Source organism: Acinetobacter johnsonii CIP 64.6 (genome assembly GCF_000368045.1).
In the GTDB taxonomy this organism is placed as follows: Bacteria; Pseudomonadota; Gammaproteobacteria; order Pseudomonadales; family Moraxellaceae; genus Acinetobacter; species Acinetobacter johnsonii.
Map to the genome: position 1 here is coordinate 120,122 of NZ_KB849229.1, position 23,271 is coordinate 143,392.

Genomic DNA, 23,271 nt, shown 5'->3' on the forward strand with positions numbered 1-23,271 from the left:
AAGTCGACGTTAAGATTGATTTACCTGCAGATGCGGTAGCTGGTGACAGTGTTATCGTCAACGGTGAAGAAACAGTATTGACGGCTGACGACATTACTGCAGGTGAAATCATCGTTAAAGTGGATTCACCGAACGAAGGTGAAACTTTAGAAGTTGAAGTAAGCATTAAAGATGCTGCTGGTAACGAATCGGATGAGATTTTGGCGGAAGCCGCGGTGGATAGTGTACTACCCGTCGTCGAGATAGAAGCAATTACTCCGATCGACAGTGATAACCCAGCGGATGGTGTTGCGGATCAAGTGTTGATTACAGGAACATCGGATGAACCGAATGCACCAGTGGAGATCAAAGACAAAGCTGGCAACACAATCTGGGAAGGGATGACCGATGGTACAGGTGCGTTCAGCGCGACAGTAGATACAGCAGCGGTTCAGGCAGGCGATGATGTCACAGTAGAAGTGACGGATAAGGCAGGGAATACAGGTACAGATACAGCAACGGCTGGCGACCTCACCTTCAGTACAGATACCACAGAACCTGTTGTCGAGATAGAAGCAGTTACTCCGATCGACAGTGATAACCCAGCGGATGGTGTTGCGGATCAAGTGTTGATTACAGGAACATCGGATGAACCGAATGCACCAGTGGAGATCAAAGACAAAGCTGGCAACACAATCTGGGAAGGGATGACCGATGGTACAGGTGCGTTCAGCGCGACAGTAGATACAGCAGCGGTTCAGGCAGGTGATGATGTCACAGTAGAAGTGACGGATAAGGCTGGTAATACAGGTACAGATACAGCAACGGCTGGCGACTTAATCTTTACAAATGATCCGCTGGTACTTGAAAATGATAGTGCTAATGCCGTTTACCAAGAAAGTCAGGTTAATCCAAATCCAATCGGTGAATTAACTTCTGACACAGCAATTAAGCTACTGGCTGGTAGTAGCGCTACAGACAAGCTAGAGTTTAGCATAGCAAATGGAGCTCAAGATGTTGTCATTACAGTCAAAAGCGAATCCTTGGTAACTGTGGCAGATGCATATTCATTTACTGTTATAAATAAGGAAACAGGTCAAGAATATACAGTGGCTGCATCAAGCACAGCTCAAGGCGGTTTAGTCGCAGGTGCTTTAGGATTGGAAGCATTAGGTGTTGTAGGCGATGATGGCAATGGCCTAAGACTAGATATTCATGACCTGCCACCAGGCGACTATGAAGTCGTGGTTCAAGGCGATCAAAGTAAACTGGCTGATATCTTATCCACTGTGAGTTTAGAAGATTTAGGTAGTAATACCGTTGAAACTTTAATTCTGGATACGGTTACTGGCTTGCTTAAAGACGCCTTAATAGGTAATGAAAATATTGCTGTTGGATTATTAAATCAGCTCTCAGTCGAACAGTTATTGAATCTTGTTGAAGGTAATCCGAACCCTTTAGTATCAGGTTTAGGATCAACTTTGCAAGCTGTTTTGGCGAATCCTCTACTCGCTCTCGTGCTTGGTGGTATCACTAGTGCGACGGTTGGTGAAATTCTTGAGGGTGATATAGATACAGGAGTCTTAGGCCTTATAAACAACATACCATTTGTTGGTCCTGACCTTGTTCAGCCTCTATTAAATGCTGTAGGTGGTCTGGTTGATGGTGTAGTTGATAACCTTGATTCAATTGGTGAAGATTTATTTAATCTTGTGATTGAGCCATTAATTGCAGATGTACTACTGGCAGGTTTGATTGATAATTTAAGTTTAAATGACGCTTTGAATGGCTTATTAGGTAGTATCAAGGACCTATTAAATACCGTTGGTGCAGGTGACTTACTCCCTGCCTTGGATGATGTGTTGCAGCTAGTGGCTCAAGAAATCCTGAGTAATCCTGCACAGTTGTTTAATGAGGTGAATGCCGCAGTTTACGGCGTTGATGAAAAAACATATGTTGCCGAAGGGAATGTGCTTGCGAACGATGAGGTAGTAAATGGTTCAATCATTGAAGTCAACGGAGTTCCTATTACCTTCAACCAAACAGATGTAAATGGCAATTACGCTATCATCACTGGTACTCACGGTACATTACATCTTTACGAAGATGGGCATTATATCTATACGTCCACTGTAACATCAGGAAATGCTACTTCAGTAGTTGATGATTTCACGTATACCGTTCAAGACGAGTATAACAATACTGAAGATGCCGTTTTAACCATCACAACAGATCCAGTAAATGAAACCATCGATTTCTCTGGTACAGCCAGCGATGATATGTTGCAGGGTGGTGCGGGTGATGACATTCTGACAGGTGGAGCAGGTGCCGATACTGCCATCTATTACTTGTTAGATAATGCGGATGCAACGGGTGGCAATGGCACAGATACTTGGAGCGACTTCGAGCTTGGTGCTGATGCAGACAAGATCGATATTTCGGCGTTACTGGATGGTCTGCAAACATCAGCTAATATTGGGGATTATATTTCAGTAGAAACTAATGCCGATGGTAAAGCAGTGATTAGTATTGACCGTGATGGTGTGAGTAATGGATTTTCTGCATCAGATCTTTTGGTTTTGGATAATATTTCTCCAGCAGATTTAAACTTAACAAATGACGAACTGTTAAATAATCTGTTAAGTAATAATCAAATTGTTTACTAAACAGTAAATGTGTAATTAATGAAAAGGTACTGTGCGACGATGTGTACAGTACCTTTTTTGCTATCTGAATGGAGATGTATTTGAAGTATTGTCAAATAAAAAAGCCCCAATATTTCGATCAGGGCTTTTTGAATCTGGAGCGGGAAACGAGACTCGAACTCGCGACCCCAACCTTGGCAAGAGTCACCGACATAAAATACACTAAATAACATAATTTGTATGTTAATAAACTCTATATATAACAGTTATATAGGGTTTTTATTTTGTGTGACGTAATTTAAGGTGGGATGGGGTACTTTGATTTTTGGTCACTAATTTATTGTGATAATCAACAATAATAACCAACATACATATGCTTAATCTAAGGGTATTTTACTGACTGGTATAATTTTATGATGAGAGGGGTGTTGTCTGAGGCTACGGTTCAATTAGGATTAAATCCAACTATCGCAACGCTGAATTCTGAAGAATCTCGTCGTTTCTTAATTACGTTGTAATGATGATCATGAAGATAAAATCAAAAAATACAGATTTTCGGGTAAATCCTGAGTAGAATTCGACTTTTATTTTTTTTCCAGTAAAAAAGGCATGGCTTCTCACTATGCTGCTTTGCAAGGACGTTTTATGCTCGCGCTAGATATACAACATGTTCGAATGAAACAACACGCCACTGATAAAGCACAAGCGTTGCAATGTCTAGTCGATATCTTGGTCGAAGACCAGTTGGTTACACCTGATTATATTCATGGGTTGACCGGGCGCGAACAACAAAGTGCAACGTATTTAGGGCAAGGAATTGCCATTCCGCATGGGACGCCTCAGTCTCGCCAATATATTTTAAAAACTGGTATTCGTCTGGCGCACTTTCCTGAAGGAGTTGTTTGGGACGGTGAAAATAAAATTTATTTAGCAGTAGTGATTGCTGCGAAATCAGATGAGCATTTGCAAGTCTTACAAATTTTGACGCGGGCTTTAATTAATGATGTCGCTGATCAAGTGAAACAGGCTCAATCCGCAGAGCAAATTATTGCATTATTACAAGCCCAACCTGCATCTTTGGCATTGCATGAAAATTTAATCGCCACTCAAGTTCCCGCACTTGATGTAGAAGATTTAATTTGGCACGCAACACAGTTGCTGAAACAGCAAAAAATGGTGGAGTGTGGTTTTCTGTCGGGTTTAAACCTAAACAGCATGATTCATTTAGGGGAGGGGGTCTGGTCGATCACTTCTAACCAGCATGTTTTGAGCCCAGCTGTAAGTTTGGTAAAAGCGGAACAGGTTTTGAGCCATCAGCAGGAAATGCTCAAGACTTTGGTGTGTATTGCCAGTAATGAGCAACTGGATATGCAACGGTTTCAACGGTTAATGGATATTTTGTTTGATACTGAACAAGTTCATACCCTCAACCAAGAGCAAGATAGTCACCAATTGGCGCAGTTAATTGGTGCTGAACTGATTCCTGATTGGCCATCTCGTCGTATTGTCTTAGCTAACGCTCATGGTCTACATGCGCGTCCCGCGACACACTTGGTCAATATGACCAAGAAATTTGCAGGGGATATTCTCGTTGCTGTAGATGAGGGGGCTTACGTTTCGGCAAAAAGTTTAACCAAATTATTAGCCATGGGATGCCGTCGTGGTCAAACTCTGACTTTTATTGCACAACCTGATACCGATGCTGTAGCTGGCTTAGAACAGATTATTGATGCAGTTCAACAGGGCTTAGGAGAAGAGGTTGAAGCTGTTGATCTTGTATCTCATCAGCATAGCAGTAGTGATCCTGTCGTAAATACTTTGGAATTAATGCCTTTTGAATCACATGGCGATACGGGTAGCTGCGGTATTGCGGCATCAACTGGCCTTGCTTTTGGTCCTGCACATGTGGTGAAGCCACGTGAATTTAGTTATGAACGTCGCGGGCAGAGCTTTAAAGCTGAGAATGAAAAGCTTGAAATTGCGCTTCATCAGGTGAAAAACAGCTTACGTCAATTCATTGCACATACTGAATCTACTGCCATTAAGCAGATATTCATGGCACATTTGGAAATGCTGGATGATCCAGACCTACTCCAAAGTGTACAACGCGGTTTAAAACAAGGGTTGTCTGCTGCTGCAGCTTGGCATGATCATATTGAAGTGGCTGCTACCGCACAGGCTGCACTTAGCGATCGTTTACTGGCAGAGCGTGCGGCTGATTTAAGGGATATTGGTGAGCGTGTTTTGGCTGCTTTGTGCGGTGTGGCCGATGTCACAGAACCCGAGCAACCTTATATCTTAATTATGCATGATGTTGGTCCGAGTGATGTAGCGCGTCTGAATAAAGATCGTGTTGCAGGCATTTTGACCGCGGTTGGTGGAGCGAGTGCCCATAGTGCCATTGTGGCACGTGCTCTGGCTATTCCAGCAGTCGTAGGTGCAGGTATAGCTGTTTTAAATATTGAGAACCATGCCACTGTGCTAATTAATGGGGATACTGGTGAGTATGTGGTCTCACCCGAGCAAAGTCAGATTGATCATGCCATTGCAGAGCGCCAACGCCAGCGTGAGTTACGAGAACAAGCGGAACAGCATTGTTTAGAACCCGCAATCACACTGGATCAACATCAAGTTGAAATCGCAGCCAATATTGGCAAAGTGGGCGCTACGATACAGGCTGTGGCCGATGGGGCGGAAGCAATTGGTTTGCTACGCACAGAATTGGTCTTTATGTCACACAGCAGTGCGCCTGATGAGGCTACACAGGAAGCTGATTATCGGGTGGTGTTAGATGCTTTAGCGGGTCGTCCATTGGTGGTACGTACACTTGATGTGGGCGGGGACAAACCTTTACCGTATTTGCCTATTGAAAAGGAAGAAAATCCATTCTTGGGCTTACGTGGTATTCGTCTGACTTTACTTAAGCCAGAGTTGTTACGTCAGCAATTGGTTGCTTTACTTAAAGCAGCGGATAATCGCCCATTAAGAATTATGTTTCCGATGATTGGGCGGGTTGAAGAATGGCGAGCAGCAAAAGCAATATTAGATGAGGTTCGCATACAGCATCCATGTGAAAACTTACAAGTCGGTATTATGATTGAGGTTCCTTCGGCAGCATTGTTGGCTCCAATTCTTGCTCAAGAAGTTGATTTTTTTAGTATTGGAACCAATGACTTGACTCAATATACTCTGGCGATTGACCGTGGTCATCCACTATTGTCTGCTGAAGCTGATGGCTTACATCCAAGTATTTTGCTATTGATTGATCAAACGGTTCGGGCAGCACATCAGCATGGTAAATGGGTGGGCATTTGTGGTGAATTGGCTGCTGATCCAAAAGCTGTGCCTGTATTGATAGGCTTGGGCGTGGATGAGTTGAGTATGTCGAGTACCAGTATTCCATTGGTGAAGGCGCAAATTCGTGGTTTGAACTATATAAATTGCCAACAGGTCGCACAGCAAGCCTTAAGTTGTGACAGTGCGTCTGCCGTACGTTCATTGGTGGAGTAATTACCGAATGGCTAAGATATTAAGCATTACTCTGAATCCTGCAATTGACCTCACCGTGCAATTGGATCAACTAAAAGTTGGCGAGGTCAATCGTCAGTTAACAGCTCAAAGCCATGCAGCAGGTAAGGGCTTAAACGTGGCACAGGTCCTTAAGGATTTGGGACATGAACTGATTGTGAGTGGCTTTTTGGGGCAAAAAAACCGTCAAATTTTTGACCATCATATACAGCAAGAGCAATTTGATAACCAATTTATTTATGTTGCAGGTCAAACACGACAAAACATTAAAGTTGCAGAAGCTTCTGGTCAGATGACTGACATCAATGGCAAGGGCTTTTTTGTAGATACCTCAGCAAAACAACAACTATGTGAACGTCTATCTCAACTGATTTTAGAGGTTGATGTGATTGTGATTGCTGGCAGTTTGCCACAAGGTTTTTCTGCAGAAGAGCTTTCGACACTGATTCTATGGTTACAGTCTGCTGGAAAAAAAGTCGCAGTAGATACCAGTGGTGTTGCGTTGAAAGCAGCAATTGCTGCGCATCCTTGGTTGATCAAGCCGAATACAGATGAGTTGACGGAAACCTACCATTTGCCAGCAGAAACGTTTGCAGAACAGCAGCATCTTTTTGCCAGTTTAAATAGTCAGATCGAACATATTGTGGTCTCGATGGGTGAAAACGGAGTGAACTGGCTTCACCACACGCAACCCCTGCATGCTACTGCACCGAAAGTCACCGTCCAAAGTACGGTGGGTGCGGGAGATTCCTTGCTGGCAGGTATGATTCATGGCTTGTTGAGTTCAACTTCCCCAGAAGAAACATTGAAAACAGCAACCGCAATTGCGAGCAACGCTGTGACCCAAATTGGGTTTGCCCTTCCAGACTTTGCTGTTATTGAAGATTTGAAATCGCAAATCTCAGTCCAATCATTGAGTTAATACGATGCAAGAGATAAAACATATTTTATTTGTGCCACATAGTCCCGAGCAGCCGATTAATGCAGTGATTTTGGCCAAAAAACTCTCCAAAGCAGCAACAGCACTTGGTATTTCCAATGATGTGGCGACATCAGTCGAGCATCTCGATTTATCAAATGTTATTGATACGGTTGTTTTTGTTGGACAGAAGTCGGCAGATGCGGATCAACTGCGTGGCAAGGTTGTGAAAGTCATTGGTTTGAATAATGCACAACACGATGCGATCATGCTTTTGCAACAAGTTCTTGAGCATTCAGATGCTGTAGATGAACCTATTGCAGACAATGCTGAGGTTACACGGTTTGTCGCCATTACAGCATGTCCAACTGGTGTTGCGCATACGTTTATGGCGGCCGAAGCCTTACAACAAGGTGCAGTAAAGCACGGTTATCAGATTGATGTTGAAACCCAAGGATCGGTTGGGGCTAAAAATATTTTATCGGCAGAAAGTATTGCCAAAGCAGATGTGGTGATCTTAGCAACGGATATTGAGGTCAATACAGATCGCTTTGTAGGCAAACGTGTATATCGCTGCAGTACAGGATTTGCCCTTAAACAAACGGATAAGACTTTTGCAAATGCAATTGCTGAGGCCAAAGTGCTTGAAACGGGTAAGCAAACAGCCACTAAGACAGAAAATGAAAACAAAGAAAAAACTGGAATTTATAAACACCTTTTAACAGGGGTGTCTTTCATGCTGCCGATGGTGGTGGCGGGCGGTTTGATCATTGCCATCTCGTTTATGTTCGGCCTCAATCCTGTTGAAGGAAGCTTTGCCGCATCCTTAAAGCAAATAGGTGCTGCAGCATTTACTCTTATGGTACCTATGCTGGCAGGTTACATTGCTTATTCTATTGCGGATCGTCCGGGTTTAACTCCAGGTTTGATTGGCGGTTTACTTGCTACACAATTAGAGGCAGGCTTTCTCGGTGGATTAGTTGCAGGTTTTATTGCAGGTTATATTGCGTTATTTTTATCGAAACAGCTTAAACTCCCAAGTAGCCTAGAAGCATTAAAACCAATTTTGATTATTCCACTATTGGCCAGTTTAGCTGTTGGTTTAATCATGATTTATGTGGTTGGACAGCCTGTTGCACAATTGTTTGAATTACTCACACACTTCCTTGCCAATATGGGGACGACCAATGCCATGATCATGGGGGTTATCCTTGGGAGTATGATGTGTATTGATGTTGGGGGGCCAATAAATAAAGCAGCTTATGCCTTTACGGTAGGCTTACTTACGTCACAAACATACGGACCGATGGCGATTACCATGGCTGCGGGTATGGTACCACCGTTGGGTATGGCAATTGCAACTTTTCTGGCAAAGCATAAATTTGCCAAACCTGAGCAAGATGCAGGGAAGGCTGCTGTAGTTCTGGGCCTATGTTTCATCTCGGAAGGGGCTATTCCGTTTGCTGCCAAAGACCCGATTCGAGTGCTTCCATGCGCGATCGCAGGTGGTGCTGTAACTGGGGCTTTGGTTGCATTATTTAAATGTGAACTAGTCACTCCGCATGGCGGTGTAATGGTACTGATCATTCCGAATGCGATGAATTATCCATTAAAATATTTATTGGCGATTGCGATTGGAAGTGTGGTGACTGGTGTAGCTTATGCCGTGATAAAACAACGGTTAAAATAAAGCCCTTCATAGAAGCTTTGTGAAAGTTATTCAGTGCAATAAATGAATATTATGCTCAATCCTATTTTGGATCAGTTGGAGAGTCTCACTTGAATTTGTCCAGGTAATAGATCATGAGCGATATTGCTGAATAGGATTGCAACCTTACAAATCGAGCCAATGTTCACCCCATCCATTGTAGTAAACATTAAGTTTTTTTTGAGCATGGATTTATTTTCTTCTGATACGTTGGCGAGCCCTACTGTTCTGAAATGACAGCTTTGTCCGTTATAATTGTATAAACATTTTGGTGTCTGGTAATTATGTCCTTATTGATCAATTTTCTATCTCGCTTTAGTACTGCAACTCTTCAGCGCAGTCTGAGCTATGCTAAACACATTGATAGGGAAACAATTGAGTTCTTTGAGGAAAATGATGATGTCACGATGTATGCTCAAATTGAAGGGACAGATTATTACGATACCGCGATTACCTATAATCTTAAAAAAGACCGTTTAATCGATGATGACTGCACTTGTCCAGTTGGATATAACTGTAAACATGCTGCTGCTTTAGCGCGGTTATTCTTTCAAGAATATCGTCAGGAATTTCAACAGCGTTATGCTGAATCTCAATCTCCGCAGGGAATCGCAAAACGCCGATGGGGGGATGATCAGGCGCAGCGCTGGTTGAATGATTTTAAACGGTATTTACAACAGACTGAACCAGAGCAATCTGTCAAAACAAACAATTATTTAATTTACCTGCTAGATCAGTCGATCAGCTTAAAGAAATTGACAGTTGATGTTCAGAAGGCCAGACGCAATAAGAACGGCTCAATTGCAGGGGAAAGTTATTATACCCAATATGAAAATATCACCAGAAAGCATCTGACTTTACCTGAACAAAAACGACAATTATTTAACCAGATTTATTATTATGCCAAAATAAACAGTGACGAACGCTTTTATCAAAGCAATCTTGATATCTCAAGCATTTTATTGGAGCATTTCAAATCTTTTATTCAAAGTGGCGATGTGTACTGGCAAAAAAAGAGCCATACTGCACTTAAATGGTCAGAACAAGGCTATCACATCGAACTGATCTGGCAACAAGGTATAAACAAACAGACAGAGCATTTAAACATTGAATTGGTCAATGGTGATATTCGACTCGATTTAAAATCAAATCCACATATTCAGATTCTCGCGAGCCAGCCACCGTGTTATGTGGATATTCAACAGAATACGGTGGGCCAGTTATATGGTGAATATACGGCAAATCTTCTGTACCATTTTTTACAGATGCCTGATCTTCCATCTATGCTCTTGCCAGAGTTTGAGAAACTGACTCATCAATATTCAGACGTGAAAAATCTGCCTCAGCCCGAGTCTATTCAGCATATTGATGTCCTTGAGGGTAGTCCCCAGCCAATTTTACGCTTCGGTGTTTTAGATAAATTTGATTGGAAATGGGAAGAGTCTGTTTGTGCTGAAATTGAATTCTCCTATGCAGGCGGAAGAATAAAAGCAGGTACATCAGGCGACAGTTTTATTGGTGAGCAGCATGACAAAATGGTACGACAGCTTCGGGACTTAGTTCAGGAACAACAGTCAATCCAACGTTTACAGCTATTGGTCGAATCACTGAAGTGGGTGAAAGATCTTAGTTATGACCATCAATTAAAACTGGATAAACAACGTCTTGATTCTATGGTTTTTGCTTTCTATGGAGATTGGATTAAACAGCTGATGCCCATCAATCAAATTGAGTTGATGGGCTGGCAGATAGAGCATCTGAAAAACAGCCCCTTTAATCTGCAATATGTTGAAAATTTAAATATTTCTATCACTGAATCTGAAGGTCAGCAGGACTGGTTCAATATCGGGGCGACGGTTCAAGACAGTGCAGGCAATTCTTATAATTTGCTTGATGCGCTCGTAGCTTTGGTGCGAGTAAATCCCGATTTACTTGATCCACGGACTTTTATTCATCTGCATGACAGTCAAATTTTCACAGTGAAAACTGCAGTTGATCAACCTGATTTGGCTCTATCCGCTAGGGATATTAAGCCGGTATTGTTGCATCTGCAGAGCATTTTACAGCAAGAAGAGCGCAGTATTGATCGCTATGATGCGAGTCAATTATTAGAATTGCAGCATAATCTTGGGATGACATGGCAGGTCAGTGATCGCCTGCAGCAATTTGTACAGAAATTCAAACAAGGCTACCAGCAACAACTGCCGACACCACAAGGTTTTCAGGGGGAGTTGCGTCCATACCAGCAGCAGGGCTTAGGCTGGTTGCAGTTTTTAAGGGAAACCCAGCATGGCGGGATTCTGGCAGATGATATGGGCTTGGGGAAAACAGCACAAACTTTAGCCCATTTACTCATGGAAAAGCAGGCTGGATATTTACAGGACAGTCCCGCCTTAATTGTTGCACCCACATCGCTGATGCATAACTGGTTCAAAGAAGCGGAGAAATTTACCCCTGAGCTCAAGGTATTGCTGCTACAGGGGCCCGATCGCCATCAGTATTTTGAGCAGATTCCGCACTATGATATTGTGTTAACCACATATCCGCTTCTGGCGAGAGATGAAGAGCAACTAAAGCAATATGAATATCATCAACTCATTTTGGATGAGGCGCAGAATATCAAAAATCCGCGTGCCAAAGCTGCACAGGTAGTACGGCAATTAACAGCGCGACATCGTCTATGTCTAACCGGTACACCTATGGAAAATCATTTGGGTGAGCTGTGGGCACTATTTTATTTCCTGATGCCAGGATTTTTATATTCACAAGAAATTTTTAATAAAAAGTACCGTCATCCGATTGAAAAACGCGGTGATCAGCAGTTAAGGCAAAAGTTGGTCAACCGGATTAAGCCCTTCATTTTACGTCGCTTGAAAACTGACGTAGCCAAAGAGTTGCCAGAAAAAACCACGATTGAAGTCAATATTGATATGAATGACCAGCAATCCAAGTTATATGAGGCTGTTCGTGCCACGATGCAGGCAAGCATTCAGAAAATTGTGGCAGAAAAAGGCTTTAAACGTAGTCAAATTCAAATTTTAGATGCCTTACTGAAGCTACGTCAGGTGTGCTGCCATCCTAGCTTACTAAAGCTGGATTCAGTGAAAATTGGGCAGGCAAACTCTGCCAAACTTGAACAGTTGATGGATATGGTCGTTCCAATGGTTGAAGAGGGGAGAAAAATTCTTATCTTCTCTCAATTTACCTCAATGTTGGAACTGATTGAGCAACACCTCCATCACGCAGAAATTGGCTATGTGAAGCTGACTGGAAAGACCAAAAAGCGAGATGAAGTCATTACAGCATTTCAGTCTGGACAAGTGCCGATATTTTTAATCAGTCTGAAAGCAGGAGGGGTCGGTCTGAATCTAACTGCCGCAGATACGGTCATTCACTATGATCCATGGTGGAACCCTGCTGCTGAAGATCAAGCTTCAGATCGTGCATGGCGGATTGGACAGGACAAGCCAGTATTTGTGTATAAGCTGATTACCAATAAAAGCATAGAAGAAAAAATTCTTGCCTTACAGCAAAATAAAGCAGAACTGGCACAGTCTATTCTAAGTACCGATCATGAGGGCGAAGCGAAACTGACGGAAAATGACGTGATGAACTTGTTTGAGAAATTTTAGTTTGGTGAACTGTACCGGGTTTGTCGGAGACTTTTTTATTTAAGTTAGGCCACCTAGCTTAACGGGTTAGTCTTATCATAGTAGACCAATAAATAATCTCTTAGATAGGCTGTCTGATGTTTTTAAAATGCTATAACGCCCGGAGCTTTCTTTCCAAATTCGTTTAATTTATTCAGCATGATGCAAATCATGTAGATCTCGCTTAGTTTGATGTTCCCTTGCGAAGCGAAGCTTCCCATCAACTAGATCTAGGGGTAATACCCCCATTTTTAATTAAATTAATAGGTAGAAGCTGCGATCGGAAAAATCTTACAAATCGCCTCAACGCCATATAAGTCTTTATTGTTATGGATGAAATCCAGCATTATTTGTGTGGGCGTTCGAGCTCCACCTGGGCGAAAAAAGTGGCTGCTTTAAGGAGAATTTCATTCGCACGTTGCACTTCTTTATTTTCACGTTCGGGCTGTTTAATACGTTCTTGATATGGAAGTTGCTGTACTTTAATTGAATTTTGTTGATCTAAATATTTTTGATACCAAACTCGTAAAGTTTCAGGAGTGCAACCAATTTTAGGCGCAATCGCAGCCCAATTCGATGGATAATCTTTTTCAAATTCAATCAATAATTGAACCGCTCTATCTCTGATTTCAGGGGTATATTTAGGTTTTTCATCGGATCACTACGCTTCGCTACGTCTTGCGAAGCAATGCGTCTCATCTCAGAAAGTTTGGTCTCCGACAAACCCGGTACGGTTCAGCTTTGTAAAAGCTATTTAGTGCAATAAATTGATATTATGCTCAATCCTATTTTGGATCATTTGGATAGTCTCTGCTTGAATTTGTCCAGGTAATAGATCATGAGCGATATTGCTGAATCGGATTGCAACCTTACAAATCGAACTAATAATTTCATCGACTTCTTGGGCAGAAAGTTCCGCTTCCTGAGTACCAAGTTTTACAAGAGCTTGTCGAGGAATATCCAGTGCCTCACCCATGATATCCATTTGATGATATCCACCTGGCCCTTCACAGAAAGTAACATCATAGGCAGGGGAGAGTTTCCATTGCCCATTTTGGGACATCAGAAATGAAAAGTTTTTGCAATGATCATCTCGATTATTGAAGACTACATTGAAAACAGCTCGCTTGAATGCAATTGCTTTTTCGCGAACATCATTGGTGCAAAAGTGTGCAGCGCGAAGAAAGTTACTGTAGTCTAAACTCCCTGGTGATTTAAAATCAGCTCCGGTGAAGGCCGCTAAACTTTGCATAGGGATACGCATGCCATCGTGGCGGTCAAATCTCTTTGATGCAAATGCGGTTAATCCATTCGGAAGAGTAAAATATTGAGTGTCAGGGGTATCAATATGACAATGACGCAAACATTCTGCATAAACAGCTTCAATTGCACAAACTTCAGGATGCTCTTGCTGAGCGGGAAATTTGATCAGCCAAGCTTCATGTTGATGTGAGCTAACTGTTGAGAATTCATTGGTGACAGGATCACGATAGATGAGCGCTTTTGGCCTTGCACCTTGTGGAGATCCACCCATAATTAATAAATGCTGTAAAAATTCTGCACCTTCTCCTTTGAGAACTTCCTGAACTTCTTGAGCGAGTTTAATCAGTGGGATATTTTCAGTTAATGCTAACTCAGTTGCTGAAGGTTCAAAGGATAATGCTCCCATCGCATGTGTATTAATATACGTGAGTCTTTCTAATGGCCCAATCCGTGCAGGATTAAATCCATTTTTTTTAAATAAGCGATCCATAAGAAGCATGCCCCAACCATCGGGCAAGGCATCATATATAGGACCTGGCAATCCCATTTGATGTGCAGGAAAGTTCGTTCTTAATGGGTCACCTTTTAACGGGAGTAGGTAAGAGGAAAGTTCTAAACCTTTACTGATCGCTTCTGCACTGTATTCAAAGGCGATTAATGGCCGACCTGTGATTGCGGTTGAGGAGACCAGTGTACCCCAAAGCCAATATTCACCCCATCCATTGTAGTAAACATTAAGTTTTTTGAGCATGGACTTATTTCCTTTTGATACGTTGGCGAGCCGTATTGCTCTCATAGCGGAGAATGTCATTTACACTGTTTAAATGAGGTTTAAAGAGTTCCTCTAAATCTTTTAATCGGCCTAATACCATGGCAACACGTACTAAATTTTCAAATGAAACATTTCGACCAGCTTCCAGATTAGATACTGTATTCACACTAACACCAGCACGTGTAGCGACGTCTGCCTGAGTCATTTCCAGATAAAGTCGTTCTTTGCGAAGCCTTTCACATAATGAAGTAACAACCTCTTCAGGTTTTTTGAATTTTAAATCCATAATATTGTATCTTATGTCTATATATACGTATTAAACCACAAAATAATGGAGTTATTAACTGTGCTAGTTGATCGGTAATGAGGTGCTTAATGGGCTGATTAGATCCTATTAGATTAAAGAAGTCTAATTAGATATTTAAAATCTAAAGGAATCTAATACGTAAGCGTCCGCTGAACCCCATAGCTATTTTTTAATTCGGTTCAGGTTTCCAGCGGTGTGTTAGTAATTCTTCTATTTGGGTCATTTATGTGTCGGCGGCCTTTTCAGCACATCATTTAAATAGGCATACGGATCTAGGCCATTCAGCTTTGCTGACTGTATTATTGACGGAATTAGGTCAGACATATACATCTTGAAAAGAAGAGGGGATTCTTATACCTCGCATTTGAATTATTGGAGAGGACTATCACTTTCAAATTTTTCTGTAATACTTTGCTTATCTTAAAGTTTAGTCTGAAGGCCTTCCACCAATTGTAAAACAGAGGCCAATCCCTGAGGGTTCTGAATCTGTTCTATTGGAATACAACTCAACAATTTATTGGGTGACATTCATAAAATGTTGCATCCATTTAGCCTCTCCACCTGTTAGAGCATCTAATGATATCGCAATACGAATTAAAATAATTGCGAGTTCTCCCTGACTTGAATCGGGATCTAACTCAAGCGAATTTAAAGTTTCCACTGAATCTAAATTGAGAACGATAGCAAGCTGGTCCTGTGTCAAACCAAGTTGTTTTGCAGCTGATAAAACAGATTTAGCCAATACCTTTTTTTGTTTTGCAATTTTTTCTAATGTTTTACGCATAACTGATCTCTGTTTCAGAGGTTACTGATACATAGAATTTATACTATTTTCTTATTGTTTTTTAGACATCCAATTTTTGCTAAAGATATATTAAATGTGGCTTTAGATAAGGAAGCAACGGTTAAATTATTTAACCGCATGTAGTGATTTTTAGACCTTCAACTTGCAGTTCAAGAGATCGAGGTCTGCCAATACAAGCTAGATGTAAGCAAAATTTAAATGCAGCAAGAGCATGACCATCTTTTACTGAGTAGAGTTGTAGACGAGGAAACTCCTCTTGAGTTGGTGGATGTTTATCTGTTGATGCTTTTGCTAATTTGAAAAGTTGAGGCTGTTGTTTAGCATCTAACTTTGTTTGCAAATCTTGTCCAAGTAAGTGCCAAAATTTGGCAGGAAATAAAGCCTTAACTTGGGAGTAAAAATGTTCGAGTTGATCGATATCCTTCCAGCGATAATGGATACCGGTATGTGATGCGGTCACTCGATTTAAAAATACATTCAGGACGCATGCAATTTGTATTGGATTTTTACGAGCTATTTTCTGTAGATGTTCAAAAAAATAAGTCACCGCATGAAGCTCTTCAGCGCTATCAAGCATTGCTGGTTTTAAGTGGGTTGAGCTATCAATACTAAATAAACGAGGATTTGCTTTTTTTGATTTAATGTTTGCTAAATTTAGAGCATTTTCATACCAATAATTGACGAGTTCTTCTGGCAAGCACATACGTTGAGCTGTACTTTTAGGATCTTTAGTAGTCTCCAATATATTGAGCGTTTCATAGAAGCGTTGAAGTGAAATTTTAGAATCTTCTGTTCCAACAAAGAAATCAAAAAAATCATGGGATTGATCTATTTGTAACGACAGTTCATCTAAAATGTCAGTAGCATTACTTTGGAGCCAGTTTGTTTGATCGTTCAATAATATAGTTGCTAGAACTGCCTGATTTTTTTCAAAATTAAAGTCTTTTTCATCCGTTGTTATTTTCAAATTTTTAAACGTTGCATTGTAGCCCATGATTTTTTTAGCCAGTTCATTTGGCATATCTGGATGATGTTTCAGTAGTTTTTGACCAGCAATGAGATAACTTAAGTGAATATAACTTTTGAAAGTTTCAACGGGTTCTATATGCCCTAAAAGATGTGCAATAACAAACCAATGGTTTTGTCCATGTTGATTTTGAAGAAGTTCAGCTCGAATTTTTTCATATTCGTTTTCACTATAGTCAGTCAGCTCTTGCACAAGTGGTGCATATTCACAGTTCAGTAAAAGTGATAAATGATTCGCTGCCGTGTGACGAAAAGAGTGAAAGGAGTAATGATGCTCTTTAAAGACCTGATTCAATATCAGTTTTAGGGGCACAGTGACAGTGTGTTTATTCAGTTTTTTATTTTCATTCAAGTTGCTGAATAAATATAAACTTTTCTTATTCTCTAAACGTTTTTCAACAATAAAATCGCTAAAGAATTGGTACTCATCATCTTTAAGCAAAGCGTAGGCAGGCACAATCCGTTCCGCACTATCAGTTTTGAGCAGATGTTGATTCCCTTGTTTTTTTGAACCATAAGGTTGAACCCAGATAGAAAATTGATTTAAACCCTCGATATCTTTTACACGTAACCCGAGTATTTCGTTAATACGCATACCAGTACGGTAAGCCAAAATATAAATAATTTTTAATAATTTATAGTGATGGTCTGAGATGGATTGGTCATGTAAGAGCTGATTTAACTTCTTTAATATGACCTGGAAGGCTGTGTGACCTATGATACGTGCCCGTGGTCGACTTTGCGATGCAATAAATTCAAGTTCAAAATCTTCTGCTTGAAAAACAAATTGTTGAAAGGTGTGAAAGCGTTTCAACATGCGGATTGTTTGGTCTTTAGATTTTTTAAACTCAGGTCGATCTGCTTCATCAGCAAGTCGTGTATTGCTAATGATTTGTTGATAGATTTTGTTCAGCAGATCATTAATGTCATCGTCGGCATCGAAGTATTGTAAGGCATGAGTTAAAAACGGTTCTGCGATCCGGGTGTAATATGTATAGATTGAACTATCTGCGAGTTTTTGATTGTCTTGAAATGCCTTCGTGTACTGAGTTGTATCAAAATCAAAGGTGGTTGATAATTCTTTTATTTGTTCTGAACTTGGTCGATAGAGACTGATGAGCCACAAAATAATACGTTTAGAAAACTCATTAAACTGCTCTTGGTGACGCAGGCAAAAATCAATAATGAGTTCAGCAATAGGTTGGTCCGTTGATGATGTGCGAATTATTTTCAGCAAGTTTTTATGAATAAATATCACATTCTCTACCGCTTCAGACGTATTGAGATCTGGTAGGACTTTGGCTGTAGAAGAGACATTTCGTTCGATTTCATCACTTAATTGAGTTTTAAATTTTGGGAATGCAAAGTTTTCAAACTCATGTTCTGATAAACCACACGTGAGTGTGTTTTCTAACAAACATTGTGAAAGGGCAGGATCAACATCTGCATTCTGCAGTTGTAGCCAATTAAAATTGGCGTAGTCACGTAAAAACTTAAAAGTCTTTTTGGTGTATGGATGTTTTACTTTTTGAAAAATGAGGTGTAGATACACATTCACATCTAGACTGATGTCACGAATTTGTCTTGTATTAAAATGAATGAGCCAAAGTCTTGTCAGCTGATCTGGGATAAAATTACGTGATTTTCGAATTGTTTTTTCATCAACAAATAGATCGCCATAGCTTGGAGAAAGTGGCTCTAAAAAGATGATATTAAAATCGCAAATTTTTTGGATTTTTGCAGGGTTTTTTAAATGTTCGAGCAAAGCATTTAATGAAGATATTTGATTTAATCCACCGTATAACATTGAGCAAAGCAGAATATTCCCAATAATTTCATCATCAGAAAAAGCGGAACTATCTTGAGCAAGAATCCAGTAATCCCAAAGTTTTTCTATAAAGATGTCAATTTCATGACCGGCCTGGATCCAATCCAAAGTGAAAATTGGTTCATCGCGTTTCATCTCAAAGGTGAGATAAGGTAATGGGAAGTCTAGGTTATTGCTCTTATTGAGATCTTTGATATATGTTCGGAAGAATTTATGTGCATATTTTTTCCAAGCCAAATTTGGTGCTTTACGTTTAATAAACTCATAAATCGCAGGGTACGCTTGAATTAATTCGTCATTTGAGAATTTTTGCTCATCAAAGTACTGTCGGAGCTCTTGTTCTGCATCAGCTCGTAGGTTCTTTTCTAATTCATTACGTTGAAGTTGACGTCTATCTTCAGCATAGCGTTTTTTTTGGATTTTTTTATTGAATGATGACATTTACTTCAATCCCGCTAATTTTAAATTGATCCTTCATTTGCTCTAAAACATTCGCAATTTTAGAAAATTGAGATAGGGATAAACTGGAAAAAGGATGTGCTGCTTCTTGTTGCATGAGCTCATGTCCAAAGAGAGCTAAAATCTCAGGTTCGGTAATTTTATGAGTCAAAAATGCACGAGCTGTATGGCGATGCCAATTTGCATGATCAAGTCCTAATTCAGGATGGAAATTTTTGACTGTAGAAGGACTTAGTGGTTTCCACTCATCATCTTGGTTGATTCCCAAAAAGGGCAGCTTACTTGCTTCTATTTGTTGTATAACATCATTTAAAGCTGGATGACTCATCATGATTTGAGTCGAAAAATATTCTAAAAATTTAAGGAATTTTTTTATCTCTTCAACTAAAAATGAACAAAGTGGGATTAGACGTCCGAATCCATTGCGGCCGCCTACTTCTTTGTCAGAAACCATCAAAATTTGGCGTTTTAAATTAAAGTTTTTAAGAAATCCAGGGAATTCAGCAACGGGGCGTGCTGCTGTAAAAAGAAGGAGGATATGCCACATCCATATGTTGTAGTGGTTGTATATAGCAATCAGATCGTCTTCAGCTTGTGAAAAAATATTAAATTTCAATACAGCAAAAATCTCTGTAATGACCTGTGGTTTTGGAGCTTTACGACTACCAAAATGAATTATTGAAGCAGGGAGCGAAGGTACACAACTTTCATATGTGCTTGCTACATCTGCACAAAGTGATTTTAGAATATCAACATATTGTGCATGTAATCGTGGAATATTCTGATGACAATAAGAAACAGATGATGACTGATTGGCATCAATCCCTGTGATTAAATCTGCGAGTTGTTTATTCCCTGTTTTTGCAAGAACCGTATGATGCAGTAGAGAACTCACCTTTACGACAGACAGTTTTGGAATCAATAATTCTTGTCTTAATTTGCGTAAATATTGCTGTATATCATCGAAACTAACCGAATCCATTTTGCGCAGATCCTCAATGAATAGATTCGGGATTGGAATGTCTAAATAGATCGTCTGATTGAGCAAGTTGTCTGAATACTCAAAATTGCGGTTCTCAAATACATTAAAGTGACTGTTTAAGAAGAACTGATCATTTTTATAGATCAATTTTTGGCGGTTATTTAACTTTTTAGCTCGCTTGCTTTGTATATATAGCCACTCATTCACACTGTTGCCTGTTAAAAATGCGAGCATCAAGATCAGAGCACTTTTATTTTGATGTTCAGAGTAGTCCACATGAAGTCTTTTCAGTAGATGGTTCATACTAGATGGGTTCGGGAAAAAACTACTCGACGTAAGTAAATGTTCTTTGCGTTGAATATGTTTTGCAACAAGCGGTAGAATATAAATTTGACTTGTTTCTGAATGTGCTGCGAGTGGTGTGACGTCAGTTGGATTGACAACAATTTGCCGATGAAGCGGCTCATCAATTAACGTTTCTATACTCAGTGCCTTAGGCGAGGCCCCTTTTTTTATTTCGATACTTTCTTCAATGAATTGTTCTTCATCAAGAAACTGATATTGAAGCTGTGTATCGATACTGGCACGTGCAATCTTCGCTTTGTTTTTTAAAACATAGTTAAAAGTAATGCGAATATCATTGAGTAGATTGCGATCAAACTCAGGCAATTCATCCGTATCTAATGTGATCAGATGTTGAATAAATTGCTCTAAGCTCAGCGTTAGATCTTTAAGATAGACATTCCAGAGGCGTTTATATTCTTCTGTATTATGATATTTTTTTTCAGTATCTAAATTTTTATTTGCAGTTCTAAAACGTTGGAATAAGCGCTTTACTGTATTGAAGTGTTCGGCGTGCGCTTGTTTAAAAAGATCTGGCTTGAGCTCAGGAAGAGCAATTAAATAAATTGCTGCTTTTAAAACTAGAATATTCCAATTTTTTGCATGCGTCTGCGATTCAGATAATTGCGAAATTGAATTGACATATGAAGTAATCGGTAGATCACTAATCTTAACTTTTTTCGTGAAAGGGATTACCGGAGGTGTCGGCAGCTGCGAATCAAACTCTATATCGATATTAAAGTAATCGAGATTGAGACCAACCAGAAAATTGTCAGTCTGTTGAGAAGACAATAGTTTAAGCACAAAGTTGATATGTTGCGTACGTTCAAATTGCTCATCACCAAACAGTTTTTCTAGTGTTTTTTGCAGTGAAATTGAAATAACTGGCAAATCAATATGCTCGTTTAGATCGTTCGACACTATGATCTCCAAATTTTTTCTGTACTTATACAACTATCAGAGTGATCAACGAGTTCTTTTACACATCTGCTGTTGAGTGATAATTCATTAAAAATATGTGTACGCTGTTGTTTGATATTTTTAGTACGCTGATTCAGTTGATTTCGAGAACATGAAAGTAGTTGTGCTAGCAGTTCCAGACTCATTTGATGATGTGGCTTTAAAGATGATTCTTTGTTAAGGGTCAATAGTGTTTGACGTGAAAGATGTGTGTTAATTAAATGCAATGTTTTTCGTGGATTTAACGAACGAATATCAAATTTTGTAGATTTGATGAATTGAATAAATTCACGACTGCATAACTCCATCAGAAATGCTAACTCATCCTCTGAAAAAGATTGTTGATGATGAATAATTAAAGTGACTTCATTAATATCTTGCTTTAAATAGCTAAGATATAAGTTAATATTATTGAAAATGGAGTAGCCATCAAATTCTGAAGTTTTCCACACATGGAGTTCTTTTATGCGATTAGAAATATCTAAATCTGCAGTGAGATTTTTAAACATATTTAAGTAGCATAAGTTGAAACCATACGCTTGTGGATGAATGGTGATTCTTCTTTTTTTGAAATTTTTTAGAGTACTTATCTGTGTTGCTGGAAACTTCAAAAGTAGTTCAGATGTCAGATCCATGTGTGCTATTGAATAAAAATAATACAGCAATATTCACGTATATTTAGAGTTTTTGAATATGGCAGGAGGTATCATTTTTTCCTTGTTTTTAAAGTTTATTTATTATTGAAAGTTTCAAATTTTCCTCCTCGATTAGATACTCACTATTAGTTAGCTATATTTGTGAGTTGGCAAAAAATATCATGTTTCTATTATGATGTTCACATAGCAGATTACAATGAATACAGTAGGGATGAGTATAGTTGATTATTACAATAACAATGCTCAAATTTGATCTTTTTTAATGGTAATTAAAACCAAACAGGAGTCAATTTTTGATAAGTATGTAGACAAATTTAACTTGATTGATATCGGGAGCCGTATATGGAAATTAAACAACTGAAACAGGTAGAAGTCATTACAGATGTTATATGTGATGTATGCAACCAATCAACGAAACTGGAGTTTGGCACTTTATCGGCGCATTGGGGCTATGGTTCCAAGCATGACGGGGAAAGATATGAATTGCAGTTATGTGAAAAATGTTTCTTTTATGCCCTGACGACATTAAAAAAAGAGCGAGCAGATGAGTTTATGTTTGATGAAAACTTTGACCCTTCAACCCTAGATGGGTTTGGGTTGAAGTGAACCTATCATCGCGACAGGTTCTAAGAATCCAGAAAATAATGATTCAGATCCACGCCAGCAACTTCATTTTTAATGGCGAGTAAGGGATTCAGGAAAAATATTTTTCTTTGCTTCGAGGTCACTGATTTCGGAAAAGGCTTGAATACCGCCTGCGGCTTTAATTCCATCTAAAGCGACAGATAGAGCTTCCTGATCTGACGGGAATGTTTCATCCCATACCGTAGAAGTACCATTTTGGTTTACCACTTCCAGTGTCCAGTTACTATCAGGTAATCGATAAATGAGAATTTCAACTTGCTCATTATCCTCTTGTAAAATTTGAGACAAGGGAGAATCGATTAAATCATTTTCATCATAATCCATAGTACTGTCATTATCAGACATCAGTGGCAGCCTTTATTGTATTTAACATCTGTCCATAGTAATGAATGAATTAAATTTTGCCTATAGGAATGAATGTTATGGGTGAAAAGAATGGGTAAATTTAAAAAATAATTGCCCCGACAATAAAACAAAATAATCCAAAAATTACCCAAATCCAGACATTCGATTTGGGTTGTTCGGTATCTGATGTATAGAGTGGTTGTTGTTCGTGAGCAGGATTCTCTTGGTTGCCAGCTCTGTTCTTATAGGGTTGGTGCTTGGAATAGGATAGGCCTGTGCCTGGAATACCAACGCTGGTTCGGGTGCCTTTTTTGCCAATATTTAAAGAAGCACCAGGTTTGCCAATGCTTGCACTGCTGATGCCTTTATGCGTCAGATTGATTTTTAATCCAGGTAATATTTTAATACTCTTGCGAAATCTGAAGCCCATATTTTTTCCATTTACAAGAACC

At 39.7% G+C, this 23,271-nt stretch carries 12 protein-coding genes, 6 pseudogenes and 1 other annotated feature; of the genes and pseudogenes, 7 read left to right on the forward strand and 11 right to left on the reverse strand.

Going from position 1 to position 23,271, the window contains the following annotated elements:
• The 5 genes and pseudogenes from F986_RS00555 to F986_RS00575 all read left to right on the forward strand — a co-directional run.
• On the forward strand, positions 1-2,645 hold a 2,645-nt coding region (locus F986_RS00555; protein ID WP_004684340.1), incomplete at its 5' end, for an Ig-like domain-containing protein.
• A 624-nt stretch (positions 2,646-3,269) separates the two neighbouring features.
• Positions 3,270-4,398: pseudogene (gene fruB, locus F986_RS18740) on the forward strand (fused PTS fructose transporter subunit IIA/HPr protein); the annotation flags it as partial.
• A gap of 86 nt (positions 4,399-4,484) precedes the next feature.
• Positions 4,485-6,134 (forward strand): annotated as a pseudogene (gene ptsP, locus F986_RS18745) (phosphoenolpyruvate--protein phosphotransferase); the annotation flags it as partial.
• A 7-nt stretch (positions 6,135-6,141) separates the two neighbouring features.
• Complete coding sequence (pfkB, locus tag F986_RS00570) at positions 6,142-7,074, forward strand: 1-phosphofructokinase (RefSeq protein WP_004684343.1); 933 nt, start codon at positions 6,142-6,144, stop codon at positions 7,072-7,074.
• Between the two features lie 4 nt (positions 7,075-7,078).
• Entirely contained in the window at positions 7,079-8,761 is a 1,683-nt protein-coding gene (locus F986_RS00575; RefSeq protein ID WP_004684344.1) for a fructose-specific PTS transporter subunit EIIC, read from the forward strand.
• 30 nt (positions 8,762-8,791) lie between these two features.
• Here the strand turns inward: F986_RS00575 and F986_RS18750 are convergent.
• A pseudogene (locus F986_RS18750) lies at positions 8,792-8,922 on the reverse strand (serine/threonine-protein kinase HipA); the annotation flags it as partial.
• Positions 8,923-9,063: 141 nt separating this feature from the next.
• Here F986_RS18750 and F986_RS00580 point away from each other — a divergent pair.
• Positions 9,064-12,411 carry a DEAD/DEAH box helicase gene (locus tag F986_RS00580; protein ID WP_004684345.1) on the forward strand — a complete coding sequence of 1,116 codons (3,348 nt, stop codon included), beginning with the start codon at positions 9,064-9,066 and terminating at the stop codon, positions 12,409-12,411.
• An 87-nt stretch (positions 12,412-12,498) separates the two neighbouring features.
• Here the strand turns inward: F986_RS00580 and F986_RS17650 are convergent.
• From F986_RS17650 to F986_RS00615, 8 genes and pseudogenes are all read right to left on the reverse strand, one after another.
• Positions 12,499-13,057: pseudogene (locus tag F986_RS17650) on the reverse strand (transposase); the annotation flags it as partial.
• Positions 12,702-12,818 (reverse strand) — a sequence feature (AL1L pseudoknot). (Overlaps the previous pseudogene by 117 nt.)
• Before the next feature lie 126 nt (positions 13,058-13,183).
• Complete coding sequence (locus F986_RS00590; protein ID WP_004684347.1) at positions 13,184-14,443, reverse strand: type II toxin-antitoxin system HipA family toxin; 1,260 nt, start codon at positions 14,441-14,443, stop codon at positions 13,184-13,186.
• A gap of 4 nt (positions 14,444-14,447) precedes the next feature.
• A complete protein-coding gene (locus tag F986_RS00595) occupies positions 14,448-14,750 on the reverse strand; it encodes a helix-turn-helix transcriptional regulator (protein ID WP_004684350.1) in 303 nt (100 codons plus the stop codon).
• A 190-nt stretch (positions 14,751-14,940) separates the two neighbouring features.
• A pseudogene (locus F986_RS17655) lies at positions 14,941-15,083 on the reverse strand (transposase domain-containing protein); the annotation flags it as partial.
• Positions 15,084-15,191: 108 nt separating this feature from the next.
• A pseudogene (locus F986_RS00600) lies at positions 15,192-15,555 on the reverse strand (antitoxin Xre/MbcA/ParS toxin-binding domain-containing protein).
• A 130-nt stretch (positions 15,556-15,685) separates the two neighbouring features.
• On the reverse strand, positions 15,686-18,871 hold the full coding sequence (locus F986_RS00605) for a tyrosine-type recombinase/integrase (RefSeq protein ID WP_004684352.1): 3,186 nt from the start codon (positions 18,869-18,871) through the stop codon (positions 15,686-15,688).
• Positions 18,855-21,134, reverse strand: a complete 2,280-nt coding sequence (locus F986_RS00610) for a hypothetical protein (RefSeq protein WP_004684353.1) — start codon at positions 21,132-21,134, stop codon at positions 18,855-18,857. Before F986_RS00610 ends, F986_RS00605 begins: the two co-directional genes overlap by 17 nt.
• Positions 21,134-21,808, reverse strand: a complete 675-nt coding sequence (locus F986_RS00615; RefSeq protein WP_004684354.1) for a hypothetical protein — start codon at positions 21,806-21,808, stop codon at positions 21,134-21,136. Before F986_RS00615 ends, F986_RS00610 begins: the two co-directional genes overlap by 1 nt.
• Positions 21,809-22,171: 363 nt before the next feature.
• On the opposite strand from F986_RS00615, the gene F986_RS00620 reads away from it, so the two are divergent.
• Positions 22,172-22,435 carry a hypothetical protein gene (locus tag F986_RS00620; RefSeq protein WP_004684355.1) on the forward strand — a complete coding sequence of 88 codons (264 nt, stop codon included), beginning with the start codon at positions 22,172-22,174 and terminating at the stop codon, positions 22,433-22,435.
• Positions 22,436-22,504: 69 nt separating this feature from the next.
• On the opposite strand, the gene F986_RS00625 is transcribed toward F986_RS00620, so the two are convergent.
• Both F986_RS00625 and F986_RS00630 read right to left on the reverse strand, forming a co-directional pair.
• Positions 22,505-22,819 (reverse strand): hypothetical protein, encoded by a 315-nt coding sequence (locus F986_RS00625; protein ID WP_004684356.1) that lies wholly within the window; start codon positions 22,817-22,819, stop codon positions 22,505-22,507.
• A 100-nt stretch (positions 22,820-22,919) separates the two neighbouring features.
• Entirely contained in the window at positions 22,920-23,249 is a 330-nt protein-coding gene (locus tag F986_RS00630) for a DUF4236 domain-containing protein (protein ID WP_004684357.1), read from the reverse strand.
• Positions 23,250-23,271: the final 22 nt, after the last annotated feature.

Coding starts and splice junctions, on each gene's coding strand:
- pfkB (WP_004684343.1), top strand. CDS start 6,142: ATGGCTAAGATATTAAGCATTACTCTGAATCCTGCAATTGACCTCACC.
- F986_RS00575 (WP_004684344.1), top strand. CDS start 7,079: ATGCAAGAGATAAAACATATTTTATTTGTGCCACATAGTCCCGAGCAG.
- F986_RS00580 (WP_004684345.1), top strand. CDS start 9,064: ATGTCCTTATTGATCAATTTTCTATCTCGCTTTAGTACTGCAACTCTT.
- F986_RS00590 (WP_004684347.1), bottom strand. CDS start 14,443: ATGCTCAAAAAACTTAATGTTTACTACAATGGATGGGGTGAATATTGG.
- F986_RS00595 (WP_004684350.1), bottom strand. CDS start 14,750: ATGGATTTAAAATTCAAAAAACCTGAAGAGGTTGTTACTTCATTATGT.
- F986_RS00605 (WP_004684352.1), bottom strand. CDS start 18,871: ATGTCATCATTCAATAAAAAAATCCAAAAAAAACGCTATGCTGAAGAT.
- F986_RS00615 (WP_004684354.1), bottom strand. CDS start 21,808: ATGGATCTGACATCTGAACTACTTTTGAAGTTTCCAGCAACACAGATA.
- F986_RS00620 (WP_004684355.1), top strand. CDS start 22,172: ATGGAAATTAAACAACTGAAACAGGTAGAAGTCATTACAGATGTTATA.
- F986_RS00625 (WP_004684356.1), bottom strand. CDS start 22,819: ATGTCTGATAATGACAGTACTATGGATTATGATGAAAATGATTTAATC.
- F986_RS00630 (WP_004684357.1), bottom strand. CDS start 23,249: ATGGGCTTCAGATTTCGCAAGAGTATTAAAATATTACCTGGATTAAAA.